Genomic DNA, 17,371 nt, shown 5'->3' on the forward strand with positions numbered 1-17,371 from the left:
TAAATTATTTGTGGGGTTGTAAATAAAGAATCAGAGCCGATAAGTTGAGACTTACAGGCTCTGTTATAACTTCGATAAGATGGAAGCGTTATTTGGGGTCTTCCATACTTTTTTCAATATTTTCCTTCACGTCTTTAGTAGCGTTCTTGAATTCATTGATACCTTGCCCCAAACCGCGCATCAACTCAGGAATTTTCTTCGCACCGAAGAATAGTAAAACGAACAAGGCAACCAAAAAGATTTCTTGTCCACCCAATCCCATAAATGCCAAAACGGTTACTGATTCCATATCTGTTTCTTTTTTAATGTTTACAAAAATAATTATTCTTTTTTACAAGAGCTACAACAAAAGCCTACTTTATCCTATATTAATTGTTTTTTCACGCTTCTCCCAATCCCCGAATTTCTTTACATCATCCCCCAGTGTTTTAACCAACCAGACGACCAATGCCACGTCGTCGGTGATGCCTATGAAGGGCAGAAAATCAGGTATCAAGTCGATGGGGGAGACAAAATAGATGAGTACTGCAACAATCGAAAGCAGGCTTTTCCAGGGCAGGCTCCGATATTCTCCGGATGCATAGGCCTTCACCATTCTGATCAACAACTGCACACTGGTTTGAAACTCTGATAAATTCCCTTTAAAACCCACCTTCTGTAGCTTGCTGACCGAGTCCCTTATCAATTCGAACAATTTGCTTGAATTCTCTGCATACCGGCCTGCTTTTCCTTTGGCATTTTTAAAAAAAACGGATTTTAAAATCTGTGAAATCATTGACTCATCCTTCATTATATCGAGCAAGAAAAAGTGGTTTGTAATGCCAATATAACTATCAAGATACGTAAAAAATTGCATTTTGGATCACGCCTCGGACTTTTCTGGCAAAAAATTACATTCCCTTTGGTTTAAACAAATTATGTGTCCTACTTTTAGGATAAAATTCAAAAAGCATTAATTTCTATACAATTAACCATATTTTTTATGAAGATTACTGTTGTAGGTGCGGGCGCCGTCGGTGCAACCACTGCCGATAATATTATTCGTCGCGAACTGGCAGAGGAGGTCGTTTTGCTTGATATAAAAGAGGGCGTAAGTGAAGGCAAATCACTGGATATGTACCAGACAGCGGCACTCCTTGGGTTCAACACCAAGCCTGTGGGTTCTACCAATGATTATGAAAAAACAAAAGGGTCGGACGTAGTAGTAATTACCTCTGGTCTTCCCCGTAAACCAGGTATGACCCGCGAGGAGTTGATCGGCATCAACGCAGGAATCGTTAAAGGAGTAACCGAAAACATTCTTAAGTATTCCCCCAAAGCCATCATCATTGTCGTTTCCAATCCAATGGATACAATGACCTACCTTGCACTTAAAGAATCGGGCATCCCGAAGAAACGCCTGATCGGAATGGGCGGCGCACTCGACAGCGCACGCTTCAAAACCTATCTCGCACTGGCCATGGACGTTTCGCCTTTGGATATTCATGGAATGGTCATCGGTGGCCACGGAGATACAACGATGATCCCCCTTACCCGTCTTGCCACTTATAATGGTATACCGGTCAGTCGTTTTCTGTCGGCAGAACAGTTGGAAAAAGTCGCCGCAGATACAATGGTTGGAGGTGCTACACTGACTAAATTAATTGGCACGTCGGCCTGGTACGCACCCGGCGCAGCCACATTGTTATTGGTTGAGAGCATTGTTCGCAACCAGAAACGCATTGTGCCTTGCAGCGTGTACCTGAACGGCGAATACGGTCAAAAAGATATTTGTATGGGCGTACCTGTTGTCCTGGGAAGGGGCGGCTGGGAGAAAATCGTTAACCTCCGTCTGAGCGATGCTGAAAAGGCTGCATTTGAAAAGTCTGCAGAAGCCGTTCGATCAATGAATGGCGCTTTGAGTTTGTAAGACTTTATGATCACAGGTCATAGCCGGCCGGTCTGGAAATCCGGACCGGCTTTTTTCATAATAATGTGCTTGAAAGGCATTGAGCTTGGCCGAACTGTTCATATCGCATTGCGCATAAAGAAAATACAGTCGATAGCCTGGCTACACAGCTGAATCCGCTTCGCAGCAAACCAATACTAAACGTGCTGCGCTGGGCGGGGCCTATAAAGTCGTTCCGCGATTGCTATTGTAAAACCAGGCCGATTCGCGAGGGTAGCCTTTACATAATATGACCCGGATTCGTTAAGATTGTAACGAACATCGCTCTTCGTATAATATCGGATGGCTTAATCTGGCGCCATCAACAAGAGGAGAGCTAAGCGAAACAATGGGGACTGTTCTTTTATTTGCCGGCAAAATTGGTTTGAAGAACGGGTAGCATGCGAAACCCTTGATGAAACATTATAATGATATTAAAGGCAGTTAAATGATTTTTAGCCAGTCTGTTACATCTCACGCACTGACTTGGATACTTGCTCAGCTGATCAAGCTTGTGGCTGTTGCCAGATGTATGCTGCTCTTTTTGATCGTCACTTCCATCCACTGCTATGCCCAGGAAACGCCACCACTGGTCAATTATTCGTCTTCGGTTTACAAAGCACATAACCAGAATTGGTCGGTTAGTCAAAGTGCTGATCAACTGATTTATGCCGCGAATTCCGACGGGCTCCTGGAATTCGATGGGGCATCCTGGAAATTATACCCATTCCCCGACGGGCAAATCGTCAGGGCTGTTTTGTATGACGAAATACCGGTTCATACAGCATCCGGAAAAACTGGTAAAAGCTTCGTCAGCAACGAGCAACGCATTTATGTTGGCGGGTTTGGAGAATTTGGGTATTGGAAAAAGGAGAATACTGGCCAACTGAGATATTATTCTCTAAGCAAGAACGCCAATTTCCCCAGCCTGAAAACTGAGGAAATATGGCATATCCTGAAAACCCCCAGGTACATCTATTTTCAATCCTTTGCGAAAATTTACAGATATGATGGCAAAAACCTGATAGAGCTGGAAGCATTGGGTAACTTCATGTTCCTTAGGTTCGTTCATAAAAAATTATTGATTCAGGTAATTGGAAAAGGCATTTTTGAACTTAGAGGTCGAAAGTTCGAGCCGATGCCCGGAACAGAATCCCTGTCCTCCTCTATTGTTTCTTCTATACTTCCCCTTTCAGGCCGGCGGATCCTGTTCACGACTACCAAGCACGGCTTGTTTGTCTGGGAAAACGGCCTACTGACTTCGTGGAAAATCGACATCTCAGAAGAGCTCAAAAGAAACATCATCAATCGCGCGGTAATTCTCAGCCAGGACAGCAGCTTGGTTTTTGGTACCATTCAAAATGGCGTATATGTTGTTTCTAAAAATGGGAATCTCAAATATCAATTCAACAAAGAAACCGGCCTGCAGAACAACACCGTACTCGCGCTCACTGAAGATAGTCATAAACATCTCTGGATCGGACTGGATCAGGGTATCGATATGGTCAGAATGTCGTCACCGATTATCTCCTATCAAACCAATGACAATCCATTGGGCTCTACCTACGCCGCCGCAATTTGGCATGGTGACTTATATGTTGGATCCAACAAAGGGGTCTTTGTGAAAAAATGGCTGTCGCCCGATCCGTTTCGACCGATCCCGGGACTGGAAGGCCAGACATGGAACCTGAAAGTCGTTGAGGACCAGCTGCTATGCGGACATAATGACGCTACCTACCGGATTGAAGACGCGGGTATCAAAAAGATATCAGATGTTAACGGCGGGTGGATTATTCGCCCGGTAATGAACGGAAAAGACACTTTGCTGCTGCAGAGCTCATACACGGGGCTGCACGTTTACAAGAAAAACAAACAGAACCTGTGGTCTTATGCTTATCCTGTGAAAGGCGTCCCTCCAATCCCAATCCGACAAATAGAGATCGATTCAAAAGGAGTATTTTGGCTTGGTCATGCTTACAAAGGTCTTTTTTCGGCACAACTCACTCCGAAGCTTGACTCTGCTTTGAAATGGAAGGAATATAGGGCTCCGGCAGAACTGCCAAGCGAATTTTCGATTGAAATAACAAAATGGAAAGGCAGGATACATATTAAATCCGGCAATACTTTTCTCGAGCCCGACCAAAATAACAGACTACAAACAAGTCACGATTTCCCCAGGGAAGACGAGTCTTTTAAAGTCAGGGCAGGAACACATGGGGATTGGTTCAAAGTATTCATGAATCGTATTGCATTTTATTCTCCCGGGAATAATATGGCCAATCTGGCCCTAAGCCTAATCAGAAATAATGAAACGATCATTCCACTCTCCGACAATTATTACTTTTTCTGTCTTGACAATGGATATGCCTTATATAACCGCACATCTGTAAGGCAAAATGAGACTATTGCGTCCGTCCCACTCATCAGGCGGGTCGCGAACCTGAGAAATTTATCTGAAAATTTCAGTATTCAGGGAAAACCTGCTTTACCGCCAGAGGTCAGGTCCCTGAGAATTGTTTTTGCGCTACCCGAATATGGCCAGAACATCCAGTACAAATACAGACTCAAGGGCCTGACTGAACAGTGGTCTGAATGGACAAATCAGAATTTCGTTGAGTTTACCAACCTCGAGTCTGCTGATTATACCTTCGAAATACGCAGTAGTGCGAACGACTCCGTCAAATCTTATACTTTCAGTATTAAGCCCTATTGGCGGGAAACGCTTTTTGCAAGAATTCTCTTCGCCGTCGTCTCGGTGCTCGCCATCGTTGGCCTTATTTACTATCAGGAGAAACGTCTAGCGAGGCACCGTTCAAAACTCATCGAAGAGCAGGAAGAAAAGCTACGCCAGCAGCGCCTTTCCAGCGAAAGGCAGATCATGCGTATTCAGAACGAAAAGCTGCAGAGCGAGATCCAGAGCAAAAGCCAGCAATTGAGCAATGTGGCTATCAATGTGGTACGGAAAAATGAAATCCTGGAAGAAATCAGGGACGAACTTAAACAAGTAAAAGAAGAACTGGGCCAGCAATTGCCTAATATTCATTACCAGAAACTACTGAACAGTATCGAACGTAACGTGGCCGGGAAGGAAGACTGGGTTCTTTTCGAACAGAATTTCGACGACGTACATGAGCAATTCTTCAAAAGGCTTCGCCAATTATACCCTTCTATTTCTCCTTCTGAATTACGTTTGGCAGCCTGCCTTCGGATGAATCTTTCTACCAAAGAGATGGCGCCTGCGCTTGGAATCTCAATCCGTGGCGTGGAGATAAAGCGTTACAGGCTCAGGAAAAAACTGGGATTGGGCATGGATGCCAATCTTGTTCAGTTTATGATGGACATTTAACATCATTGGACTAATCTCCTACAAAGCACCTTAAAATTCAATAAAACCTTGCATTATTCTCATTGATGTAATGGTGATGTAGTGCTTTTTTTGATTCCGGCGATGCACTGGATCTATATTTGGAGACAATTTATTCTTACAATAATTCTATCAACCAATTATCTACTAATGAAAACTACTGTACGATTACTGTACATGCTCGTTTTTCTGTCTCTGGGCTCCTGGTCCTATGCGCAGGAAATCAATGTCACAGGGAAGGTCACTTCCGGCTCGGATGGTTCGGCCCTTCCCGGTGCAAGCGTGCTGATAAAAGGAACAACTACGGGTGTTCCCACAGATGTTGAAGGTAACTATTCGATCAAAGTCCCATCCCCGCAATCCATCCTGGTATTCTCCATGATCGGTATGACCGCGCAGGAAATACCAGTGGGAACACAAACCATTCTGAACGTAGCATTGCAAGAAGATGCAAAGGCTCTGAACGAAGTGGTCGTGGTAGGTTACGGAAGCCAGCGGAAACTTGATGTAACTGGCTCAGTGGTTCAGATAAAAGGTGAGGAGATTTCCAAACAGCCTTCCATGAACGCCGTAAGCGGTTTGCAGGGTAAAGTTGCCGGCGTTCAGATCAACAATTCGGGAAAGCCTGGTGAAGCCCCCCAGATCCGTATCCGCGGTGTGGGAACTGCATATGGCAGCGCCAATCCACTATACGTGGTTGATGGTGTATGGTTTGATGACATCAGTTTCCTGAACTCTGGCGACATAGAAAGTATGAACATCCTGAAAGATGCCTCCAGCCAGTCTATTTACGGTGTTCGCGCAGCCAACGGTGTCGTGCTGATCACAACAAAAAAAGGAAAATCAGGGAAAGCAGTCGTGGATTACAATGGCTTTGTAGGTTTTCAAAAAGTGACCAACCAGATCAAAATGGCCAATGCCAACGAATACGCCACGATGGTGAATGAATTGAGCAACATCAATGGCAAAGCAAATATTCTGGACCCGTCCCAATATGGGGAAGGAACCGATTGGTACCATCAGATCCTGAGAAACGCATTGGTGACCAACCACCAGCTTTCGATCAGCGGCGGTAGTGATAAGACGACCTATAATTTCTCTGTCGGGTACCTGAATCAGGATGGTATCGTCGAGAAGAATAATTTTAAACGCTATACCGCGCGTCTCCAGAACGATTTCCAGGTTTTCAAAGCTTTAAAGATCGGTTATACCGCAACAGGCTCTTTCAGTAAGTCCAAAGATGAGGCGGGTGGTATTTTCAGACAGCTTTATGCAGCCGGGCCCGTGGTACCTGTTTACTATGCCGACGGAACCTATGGCGACCCAACTGATTACAATTTGGGTGATGGTAACAATTTCAACCCGCAGGTTACCATAGACTACTATAACCAAAACACGAAGAAGACGCTCTTAACGGCAAACGCGTATGCTGAATTGACAGTCCTGAAAGGTTTAACCTTCAAAACAAGCCTTGGAGGACGTTATGGTCAGGATGAAACACGCTATTACAATCCTGAATATGTTGCCACTTTCAAGCAGCGCAATACAACCAGTTCCCTGGAATTCACCAGACCTCAAACGCGCTATTGGATTTTCGAGAACACTCTGACCTATACAAAAGAGTTTGGAGACCATAGCTTTACTGCACTGGTCGGACAATCAGCTCAGCGTGACCAATCGTACAAACTCACGGCTAAAGCGTTGAATGTCCCCTATTCCAGCGAAGGAGATCTTTACCTGGCATTGGGAAATACCGACGGTCGCAGTGTAACAGATGAAGGCGATTTGGCTACTTATGCCTCCTATTTTGGCCGGGTCAATTATTCATTCGGGGATCGCTACCTGATTAATGCGTCTTTGCGTGCTGATGGATCTTCGAAATTTTATCAGGGCGGCAATGCATGGGGATACTTTCCATCCGTAGGCGCAGGCTGGGTGGTCAGCAACGAATCTTTCATGAAAGGACAAAACATTTTCGATAACCTGAAAATCAGGGGAAGTTGGGGAAAAATCGGAAATGCGTCGGTACCTTCCAATCTTTCTACTCTGACGGTCGCCACCGGTGGTAGCCTGGCGGCGATTTTCGGCGGCCAGCTAAATACGGGGGCCAGTATTAACACGATCATTCCACCCACAACATATTGGGAAAGAGGGGTCGGAACGGACGTTGGTATCGAAGCCTCCTTTCTTAAATCCAGACTGTCTGTCGAACTTGACTATTATATCAAGAAAACCGAAAGGGCCATTTTTGATATTCCCGTCCTAAGCTCAATCGGCACCGAATCAGGAAGAATTGTGGGTAACCAGGCCGATTTTCAGAACAAAGGCTTTGAATTCGCATTGACATGGAGAGATGATATCGGTAAAGACCTCTCGTACAGCATTGGTTTCAACGGAGGTATCAATAACAACACCGTTTTATCCGTATCGTCAGGAGCTAACCCTATCTACGATGGGGGCTTAGGCCTTACCAGCGGCGCGCTTGCAACCCGTACCAAAGTGGGTGACCCAATCGGTTCTTTCTATGGCTATGTTGTAGACGGTATCTTCCAGAACGCCGATGAAATCGCCAAATCCGCGCAGCCCAATGCAAAGCCAGGCGACTTCAAATACCGTGACATCAGCGGGACCAATGGAACACCCGATGGTGCAATCACTGGCTTGGACAGGCAAGTGATCGGTAACCCAAACCCGAAATTCACCTATGGGATCAATACCAACTGGAAATACAAAAACATCGATCTGATGCTGGATTTCCAGGGCGTTTACAAAGTAGATATCTATAACGCCAACTTGGGCTGGAGGTATGGAAATGAGAATTTCACCAAAGATTTTTATGATAACCGCTGGCATGGTGCCGGAACTTCCAATACCTATCCTTCTGCTAACATCGGCGGTGGGTCAAACTATCTTCCCAATACATTCTTCGTCCAAAGCGGAAGTTACTTCAGGGTAAGAAATGCACAGCTGGGTTTCACATTCCCGCAGTCGGTAAATGAAAAGCTCAAAATCCGCAAGCTGCGCCTCTATGCAAATGCGCAAAACCCATTGAATTTCTTCAAATACAAAGGGCTTTCTCCTGAGGTAAGGGCAACAGACAATAAACCGACGCAAGCCGGTATAGATGCCAACGTGTACCCGCTTTCGGCTACCTACAACTTCGGTATCAATGTTACTTTCTAATATCAGAATCGACATGAAAAATATAGATTTCAAAAACAATATGAAGCGGGCAAGTCTCTATATCGGGCTGGCTTCCATGCTGATCATTCCGTCATCCTGCGACCAGAGCTTTCTGGATACTGACCCGCAAGGCAAACAAGCCGGGGCCGTTTTCTGGCAAAGTGGTGAAGATGCCACAAAGGCAGTAAATGCCATGTACGCCAACCTCCGCGGCTGGAACAATACCGCATTCGCACCTATAGCTGTTGAAAGCATGGGATCTGATGACGTGGAAAAAGGCAGTACACCTTCCGATGCCACATTTTTTAATGATTATGATAACTTTTCGGTAGGATCCAGCGACGGTCAATTGGGTGGTTTCTGGTCCGGGCAGTATCAGAATATTAACTATGCTAACCAGGTAATAGATAACATTCCTGCAATCGCCATGGACGAAACATTGAAAGCCCGTTACATTGCAGAAGCCAAATTTGTTCGTGCCTACTCCTATTTCCGTCTCGTAAGGGCATTTGGTGACGTTCCTCTGCGCCTTTCACTTCCAAAGGATGCTACCGAGTACAATATTCCACGCACCCCAAAAGCAGAAGTCTACGCAGCCGTTGAAAAAGACCTGACGGACGCAGCTGCCATATTGCCCCTGAGCTATGGGGCTGCGGACCTGGGACGTGCTACCAAGGGGGCAGCCCAGTCGCTTCTGGCCAAGGTATCCATGTACCAGCAAAAATGGCAGCAGGTTTTTGACCTGACCAATCAGGTCATGACGTCGGGCCAATATTCCCTTTTCCCCAACTATGAAGCATTGTTCAGGATTCCCAACGAAAACTCGGTCGAATCCATTTTTGAAATCCAGAATGAGCTGATCCCATCTAATGCGGACGCTTCCAATTCGCAGTACTCACAGGTTCAGGGCGTCAGGGGAGTTACAGGCGGGGGATGGGGTTTCAATGTCCCCACCAAAGTTTTGGCCGATTCCTACGAAGCAGGTGACCCGAGAAGAGATGCTACCATTATTTTCCGCGGAGAAACAACGCCTTCAGGAGATGCAATCCCGGCTACTGGTGATAATCCGATGTACAATCAAAAATCTTATGTGCCCTTTTCACTGTATGTAACGGGATTTAATGAAGGCTCTCAACAAAATGTGAGGGTTATCCGATATGCCGAGGTATTGTTAATGAATGCAGAGGCCGCCAATGAGCTCGGAAATACAGCTCAGGCACTGACATCACTCGAATTGGTGAGGGCTCGCGCCAGAGGTACCAGTAAAACCATTCTGCCTAAGGTGACCACCACAGATAAGGCTGCTTTGCGGCTGGCGATCTGGAATGAACGACATTCAGAACTGGCTATGGAGTTTGACCGCTACTTTGATGTGATCCGTCAGGGACGCGCCACAGAGATTTTTGGCCCCAAAGGCTGGAAAGCCGGGAAGAATGAGGTTTGGCCGATCCCGCAAAACGAACTGGACCTGAGCGCGGGTATATTGGTTCAAAATCCTGGTTATTAATTTGTAAACCACAATTTCGATGAAAGCTTTAAAGAATAAAATGATATGGGCGATCAGTGGTTTACTGGTTGTCGGAGCGTCTTCCTGTTACGAAAAGTTCGATCCTGAAAGTTATGCTCCCAGTGTTTCCATCGGGGGGTTCACCTCTTCAGATGAAATTGCTTCTGCTAATCTTGTCGCCCACTTCCCATTTGATGGTGATTATACGGATGTAATTTCCAAAACAGCAGGCGTGAATACTGGAACGACATTCGCCAACGGATTAAAAGGCAAGGCAATGAAAGGCGCGAAAAACGGATATATGCTTTTCAATCCGACACCGGCGATTCTGGGCCTGAAAAGTTTTACGCTAACCTATTGGGTAAACAGCCAGTCTACTACCGCCGCAGGCGGCATTATCGGACTGGTGGGTCTTTCCAAAAAAGATGGATTCTGGGGGAACATCGAGACTTTCTTTGAAAATGGCGGGACTGCAACAGATGGCATTTTCAAAGCCCACATTCAAAATGATAGTATTGATACCTGGGTTTCCAAAGAAGGTATTGTGAACCTATACAATTCGTGGAACCACATTGCGCTTTCTTACGATGCAACAAGCTCTACGTTTTCTATTTATGTGAACGGCTCCAAAACAGCTACCAGCACAGTACCCAAGTTCGGAAACCTTAAGTGGAGCAAACCAGGCCCGATGGTGTTCGGTACCGTTCAGTTCCAAACTACCCCAAGCCTGACCACCGGAGCTGAAGGCCAATCATGGGCAAGCTACCTTACCGGGTTGCTGGACGAGGTGCGAATTTATGATGTAGCATTAAAGGACAGTGAATTGGATGCACTTGTCAAACTGGAATCAAGGGGGAAATAATGCCTTTTAGAAACCTCCTCTTTGTCGGCTTTTTATTTTGGCTCGGGATCTCCTGCAAATCTGAGAAAGATCCCGGGCCATCCACCCCAACAACTCCCTCCTCTTTCGGCTTCAACAGCCTGAAAGTCAATGAAACCTATTCAGGGTTTGATTACGTGAATGTAAACCTGAAACCAAAAATCAGATTTGCATTTTCGTCGTCATTGAGCGATGCCTCATTAACGGCAGGAATTGTATTTAAATCCAAAACCGGGGAAGCGATTCCCTTTTCGGCGACATTGGAAAATGGCGACAGCGCGGTTTTGGTCACACCCGTTTCGAACCTCTCTTATCTTCAATCTTATACGGTTTCTGCCACGAAGGCCTTAAAGTCCAGGGCCAATGGTACATTGCTCAATGAAGTCCATGTTAACCTCACCACTGTCCTGGATTCAACCGACAAATTCCCGGTGATCTCAGACGAAGCGCTTCTTACGCTTGTGCAGAAGCAGACATTCAAATATTTCTGGGATTTCGGGCATCCCGTGAGCGGTTTGGCAAGAGAAAGAAACAGTTCGGGAGATGTGGTAACCAGCGGCGGAAGCGGTTTTGGCATTATGACTATCCCGATTGCAATCGATAGAAAGTTTATTACCCGGGCGCAGGGGCTTGAGCGCATGCAACAGATCGTCAGTTTCCTGAAAGACAAGGCACAAAAGTTTCACGGCGCATTTCCGCATTGGCTCAATGGCGCTACCGGAGTGGTACAGGCATTCAGCACCAAGGATAACGGCGCCGACCTGGTCGAAACTTCCTATCTGATCCAGGGCCTGCTCACTGCCCGGCAGTATTTCAACGGGGCCGATGCCACCGAAACAGCCCTTCGCACCAATATTAATGCAATCTGGGAGGGGGTAGAATGGGATTGGTTCAGGAAAAACAATGAGGATGTGCTGTACTGGCACTGGAGCCCTGAGTACAACTGGGACATGAACCAGCAGATCAGAGGCTGGAATGAATGTCTGATTACATACGCGCTTGCGGCTTCCTCGCCTACGCACGCTATTCCCAAGGCAGTATACGATAACGGCTGGGCCGGAAACACGAACTTCGTCAATGGAAAAGCATATTACGGCATAACGCTGCCCCTTGGTGAGGGATATGGAGGCCCATTGTTCTTTTCACATTATTCGTTTCTGGGACTTAATCCAACTGACCTGACAGACCGTTTTGCCAACTATTTTACCCAAAATAAAAACCACACGCTAATCAATTACAACTACTGTGTTACCAATCCGCAGGCTTTCAACGGATACAGCGACCAGTGCTGGGGACTTACAGCGAGCGACATTCCCGGCGGCTACAACGCCAATTCGCCTACCAATGATAAGGGGGTTATATCCCCAACTGCCGCGCTGTCTGCATTCCCTTATACTCCGCAGGAATCGATGAGAGCGTTGAGGTTCTTTTACTACAAGCTCGGCGATAAAATCTGGGGCGATTATGGGTTTCATGATGCCTTTTCACTTGACGAGTTATGGTTTGCCGATTCCTACCTCGCCATCGACCAGGGACCGATTGTGATTATGATAGAAAATCAGCGAAGCGGTCTGCCCTGGAAATTGTTCATGAGCTGCCCGGAGGTGAAAGGCGGACTCAAAAAGCTGGGGTTCAGCAGCCCTCACCTTAACTAAGATATTTATTAAAACTCAATCATGAAGATATCCTCATATTACCTTCTTGGGCTGCTGTTGCTTTGGGTCCCTTTTGATTCCATCGCACAGAAAAAAAAAGCCGTTGCTCCCAAACCGGCTGTTTTTAACCCGGCAGAACGTCCCCAGAATTTATCTGATACAGCTTTGCTGGAATTGGTTCAAAAGCAGACATTTCGCTATTTCTGGGATTTCGGGCATCCTGTCAGTGGTATGTCCCGCGAAAGAAGCAATGTTGCCTACGAATACGGCGATGAAGTTGTTACCACCGGAGGCACTGGCTTCGGCGTCATGGCCATGATCGTGGCCGCAGAAAGAAAATGGCAACCAAGAGACTCTGTTGCAGCAAGACTGCTGAAAATGGTTAAATTCCTCTCAAAAGCAGATCATTACCATGGAATATTTCCACATTGGCTCAACGGTGCTACCGGAAAAATCATCCCTTTCGGAAGAAAGGACGATGGTGGCGACCTGGTTGAAACATCGTTCCTGTTTCAGGGGCTCCTGGCTGCCGGGCAATATTTCAACGCGGACAATCAGCTCGAAAGTGAACTGCGCAACAGGATCCACTGGATTTGGGATGAAGCAGAGTGGGACTGGTATACACGAGGTAATCCTAACCAGCTGTATTGGCACTGGAGCCCGAACAACGGCTGGGCAATGAATTTCGAGCTGAGGGGCTATAACGAAACATTGATCACCTATATCCTGGCGGCATCTTCGCCACGCTATCCCATTACCGCGCAGGTGTACAATAAATGCTGGGCACAGAGTGACCATTTTAAAAATGGAAAGGAGTATTACGGGATAAAGCTCCCGCTGGGTTTTGAATTCGGCGGACCCTTATTCTTCGCCCATTATTCATTTCTTGGACTGGACCCACGTGAGTTGAAAGATCAGTATGCCGACTATTGGGAGCAGAACGTCAACCATAGTCTTATCAACTACAAATATTGTGTCGATAATCCGGGTAAGTTCAAAGGTTACGGCGAAAACAGCTGGGGCCTTACTGCCAGTGACACCTACAACGGTTACAATGCACATTCTCCCACCAACGATTTCGGGACCATCACGCCAACTGCCGCTTTATCTTCATTTCCTTACACGCCGCAACAATCCATGAAAGCCCTGAGGCATTTTTATAATGATATCGGCGATAAAATCTGGTCAGAATATGGTTTTGTGGATGCTTTTAATGAATCGCAAAACTGGTATGCTAAATCCCATCTGGCGATTGACCAGGGCCCTATTATTGTAATGATCGAGAATTACAGGACCGGGCTGCTTTGGAAACTTTTTATGAAAGACCCAGATATTCAAAAGGGCCTTAAAAAGCTTGGATTTGAAAGCCCCGCGCTGGAAATAAGCATTAAAAATTGATCATTGCTTGCCCGAAATTAACCGAAAGACCGGCCTCGAGCCGGTCTTTCGGTTTTATAAAATATAATTGTACCTTGATATTGTTTTTTTGCAAAAAACATCTGCAATAGTGCTTAACCACTTCACTTAAAGGCATCAAAATGAAATCATTCTGCAAAACAGGAGCATTGCTGATCAGCCTGATAATCGGCGCATTTTCAGCATCTGCGCAAATATGGGAAGTATCGGAGCCCGAAAATCTTCCTGAAAAACGCCTTGAAAATGCAATGGCCACCGCAAACGGAAAGTTGTACCTTTTAGGGGGACGTGGGATCAAGCCCGTCGATGAATACGATTTTAAGAAAGATGCCTGGGTACACCTGAGTCAACCACCTCTGGAAATGAGCCATTTTCAGGCGGTAACCTACAAAGATGAAATTTACGTGCTGGGCGCTTTTACGGGAGGTTACCCCCACGAAGTGCCAATCCCCGACATTTATATTTTTAACCCTGTCAGAAATGAATGGCGGAAAGGCGCAGCCATCCCCGAAAACAGAAGGCGCGGGGCAGCTGGAGCTTTTGTTCTAAATGATAAAATCTACGTCATCTGCGGAATTCAGGATGGTCATTGGGACGGACAAGTATCCTGGTTCGACGAGTTTGACCCCGCAACCGGAACCTGGAAAACTTTAACCGACGCCCCCAGACCACGTGACCATGTTCAGGTAGCAGTCCTGGACCACAAGCTTTATGTTGCGGGAGGCCGGCTTTCTACCGCGAGGATCAACCAGGTTCTGAATACTGTGATCAAAGAGGTAGACATTTATGATTTCAAAACAGGTAAATGGTCCACACTGGATCCAGCCAACAATCTGCCCACTTTGCGGGCGGGTAATACAACAGTGGTTTTTAATAATAAAATACTCGTCATTGGCGGTGAAAGCGATGCGCATGTGGAGGCGCATCATGAAGTAGAAGCTTTTAATCCCAAAACACAAAAATGGGAAAAGTTACCCTCCCTCCACCAGGGCAGACATGGTACGCAGGCCGTTTCTTTAAATAAAAAAATATATATCGCTGCAGGTTCTGGCAACCGCGGCGGAGGTCCTGAGCTAAATGATATGGAGATCCTTGATAATAAATGAAAACAATTAAAGTCGATAAACACAAAACATTCATGTTGCGAGCCATTCTTTGCTGCTTGTTCCTGGCCATATCTTACCAGGCCATTTCACAAACTCAAAAATTTACACATGCTGATACGTTAAGAGGCTCTATCACTCCCGAACGTGCCTGGTGGGACCTCACCTATTATCATCTCCATGTAAAACCAAATGCCCAGGACAGCACGCTGACCGGCAGCACACAAGTTGTTTATAAGGTTCTCAAAACCAGCCAGGTCATCCAGATAGACTTACAGCAACCCATGCAGATCAGCAAAGTGCTGCAGGACGGCGAGTCACTGGAGTTTAAACGCGATGGCAATGCCTTTTTTATTTATTTAAAGAAAAAACAGGAGGTTGGAAAAACAGAAACTATTGAGGTTTTCTACTCCGGAAGACCTAAGCTGGCCAAACGTCCGCCCTGGGACGGGGGCATCCAGTGGATACCCGACGGCGACGGGAACACGATTATTTCCACTTCCTGCCAGGGATTAGGATCGAGCGTTTGGTGGCCATGTAAAGATCATATGTACGACGAGCCCGACAGCATGCAAATAAGCATTACCGTTCCCAAAAATATGATGGACGTTTCCAATGGAAACCTTCGCTCGGTTGTCGAAAATAGTGATAACACGCATACATTCAACTGGGTTGTCCAGAATCCCATCAACAACTATGGTGTGAATATGAATGTCGCCAATTATGTGAGCTGGAAGGAGACTTTCAAAGGTGAAAAAGGCGATTTGCAAGTCAGTTATTATGTCCTCCCGAAAAATCTGGAAAAGGCGAAAGAGCAGTTTAAACAAGCTCCCATGATGCTGAAGGCATTTGAGCATTGGTTTGGCCCTTACCCTTTCTATGAAGACGGCTATAAACTGGTTGAAGTGCCTTATCTCGGCATGGAGCACCAGAGCTCAGTTACTTATGGCAATGGGTACAAACAAGGTTATCTCGGCCGCGACTTATCCAAGACAGGCTGGGGACTGAAATGGGATTTCATTATTATTCACGAAAGCGGCCACGAATGGTTTGCCAATAACATTACCTACAAAGATGTAGCTGATATGTGGGTGCACGAAAGTTTCACCAATTATTCAGAAAACCTTTACACCGAATTCTACTTTGGAAAAGAGGCAGGTTCCGACTATGTCATAGGTACCCGCGCCAATATTGCCAATGACAAACCAATCGTCGGCGTGTACGGTGTGAATCAGGAAGGTTCGAGGGATATGTATTACAAAGGAGGCAATATGCTGCACACGATCCGACAGATTATCAACGACGACGAAAAATGGCGACAGATACTGAGGGGCCTCAATAAAACCTTTTACCACAAAACCGTGGATGGTTCGCAAATCGAGGCCTATATGAGCGACAAGTCAGGCAGAAACCTTTCAAAAGTTTTTGACCAATACTTACGCGATGTCCGGGTTCCGGTGTTAGAGTATTCTTTTGGGTCAAAAGGGCTTCAATACCGCTGGGCTAATGTCGTGGAAGGCTTTGATATGCCTGTAAAAGTGATGATCGGAGCTGGGAAAGCCGAATTTCTTTACCCATCGGCAGAATGGAAGACTTTAAGGACCAAAGCAGAAAAGAAATTGACCGTCGACCGGAATTTTTACGTGGAATCTAAAGAAACGAGCCAATCTTCATAAGTCCCAACATTCCATAATCAAAAGATCGCCCTTCTGGGCTGAAACCCTGACCATGCCATCGGCGGCGGCTTCATTGCTATTGCCTGTTCGATGTCCCAATGTCAGGGTTTCGTTATTTAGATTATATTTCAATCCGCTCGTCTGGATCCCATCAACGGTTCCAATTGGGATCAGGGAAATGGGCGTTCCTGCTACATACCATTTTTCAAAAACCCCGGCAAGCGGGAATATTTTGGAATAATCATCAAACATCACCAGTTTGATCTTGTCTTTGTAGCGAACCAGGTTGGTAACATTTGTAACTGCATGATCCTGTCGCCTGCCGGTAGCCCATACGATGTTAGCTGCCGGAAAGCCTCTTTCAATCAGGAAATCAATCCCTTTTTCAAGATCTGTTTTGTCCTGATCCGGCGTGTTAACAATTTCAAGCGGGTGCTGACGATTTCGGATATCCTCAAAATCATGCTGATGATCGAAATCCCCCAGCCAGGCGTCTATCTTGATTCCCAGTTCCAGAACACGATAAATGGCGTGATCCAACACCAGGATATAAGGGCTCCACTCCAACAGTTGTCCGAGCAATTCTTCGCTGCAAGCTTCGCCGTTTGCGATGATCAATGCTGGCTCCTGTTTTTCCTTAACGATATGATGTGAGGACAT

General features: G+C 46.1%; 12 protein-coding genes. 9 read left to right on the forward strand and 3 right to left on the reverse strand.

Features of this window, described 5'->3' with window-relative positions; all coding sequences use genetic code 11:
• Positions 1-88: 88 nt before the first annotated feature.
• On the reverse strand, positions 89-289 hold the full coding sequence (locus AC1XUF_RS13495) for a Sec-independent protein translocase subunit TatA/TatB (RefSeq protein WP_026631334.1): 201 nt from the start codon (positions 287-289) through the stop codon (positions 89-91).
• A 69-nt stretch (positions 290-358) separates the two neighbouring features.
• The gene (locus AC1XUF_RS13500) at positions 359-775 is read right to left on the reverse strand and encodes a YkvA family protein (protein ID WP_483342329.1); all 417 of its coding nucleotides are present in this window, start codon (positions 773-775) and stop codon (positions 359-361) included.
• A 207-nt stretch (positions 776-982) separates the two neighbouring features.
• Here AC1XUF_RS13500 and mdh point away from each other — a divergent pair, with 207 nt between their 5' ends.
• From mdh to AC1XUF_RS13545, 9 genes are all read left to right on the forward strand, one after another.
• Positions 983-1,909 carry a malate dehydrogenase gene (gene mdh, locus AC1XUF_RS13505; protein ID WP_483342330.1) on the forward strand — a complete coding sequence of 309 codons (927 nt, stop codon included), beginning with the start codon at positions 983-985 and terminating at the stop codon, positions 1,907-1,909.
• Between the two features lie 466 nt (positions 1,910-2,375).
• Positions 2,376-5,273: a triple tyrosine motif-containing protein gene (locus AC1XUF_RS13510; protein ID WP_483342331.1), complete on the forward strand. Its 2,898-nt coding sequence runs from the start codon at positions 2,376-2,378 to the stop codon at positions 5,271-5,273.
• Between the two features lie 168 nt (positions 5,274-5,441).
• On the forward strand, positions 5,442-8,474 hold the full coding sequence (locus AC1XUF_RS13515) for a SusC/RagA family TonB-linked outer membrane protein (protein ID WP_483342332.1): 3,033 nt from the start codon (positions 5,442-5,444) through the stop codon (positions 8,472-8,474).
• A 13-nt stretch (positions 8,475-8,487) separates the two neighbouring features.
• On the forward strand, positions 8,488-9,981 hold the full coding sequence (locus AC1XUF_RS13520; protein WP_483342333.1) for a RagB/SusD family nutrient uptake outer membrane protein: 1,494 nt from the start codon (positions 8,488-8,490) through the stop codon (positions 9,979-9,981).
• 19 nt (positions 9,982-10,000) lie between these two features.
• Positions 10,001-10,843 (forward strand): LamG domain-containing protein, encoded by an 843-nt coding sequence (locus tag AC1XUF_RS13525; RefSeq protein WP_483342334.1) that lies wholly within the window; start codon positions 10,001-10,003, stop codon positions 10,841-10,843.
• Complete coding sequence (locus tag AC1XUF_RS13530; RefSeq protein WP_483342335.1) at positions 10,843-12,516, forward strand: glucoamylase family protein; 1,674 nt, start codon at positions 10,843-10,845, stop codon at positions 12,514-12,516. Before AC1XUF_RS13525 ends, AC1XUF_RS13530 begins: the two co-directional genes overlap by 1 nt.
• A gap of 21 nt (positions 12,517-12,537) precedes the next feature.
• On the forward strand, positions 12,538-13,914 hold the full coding sequence (locus tag AC1XUF_RS13535; RefSeq protein ID WP_483342336.1) for a glucoamylase family protein: 1,377 nt from the start codon (positions 12,538-12,540) through the stop codon (positions 13,912-13,914).
• Between the two features lie 140 nt (positions 13,915-14,054).
• The gene (locus tag AC1XUF_RS13540; protein WP_483342337.1) at positions 14,055-15,038 is read left to right on the forward strand and encodes a Kelch repeat-containing protein; all 984 of its coding nucleotides are present in this window, start codon (positions 14,055-14,057) and stop codon (positions 15,036-15,038) included.
• The gene (locus AC1XUF_RS13545; protein WP_483342338.1) at positions 15,035-16,711 is read left to right on the forward strand and encodes a M1 family metallopeptidase; all 1,677 of its coding nucleotides are present in this window, start codon (positions 15,035-15,037) and stop codon (positions 16,709-16,711) included. The genes AC1XUF_RS13540 and AC1XUF_RS13545 overlap by 4 nt, the downstream gene beginning before the upstream one ends.
• Here the strand turns inward: AC1XUF_RS13545 and AC1XUF_RS13550 are convergent.
• Entirely contained in the window at positions 16,706-17,371 is a 666-nt protein-coding gene (locus tag AC1XUF_RS13550) for a thiamine diphosphokinase (protein ID WP_483342339.1), read from the reverse strand. The genes AC1XUF_RS13545 and AC1XUF_RS13550 overlap by 6 nt on opposite strands.

The organism is Dyadobacter sp. HNCC25DJ185 (assembly GCF_056895195.1).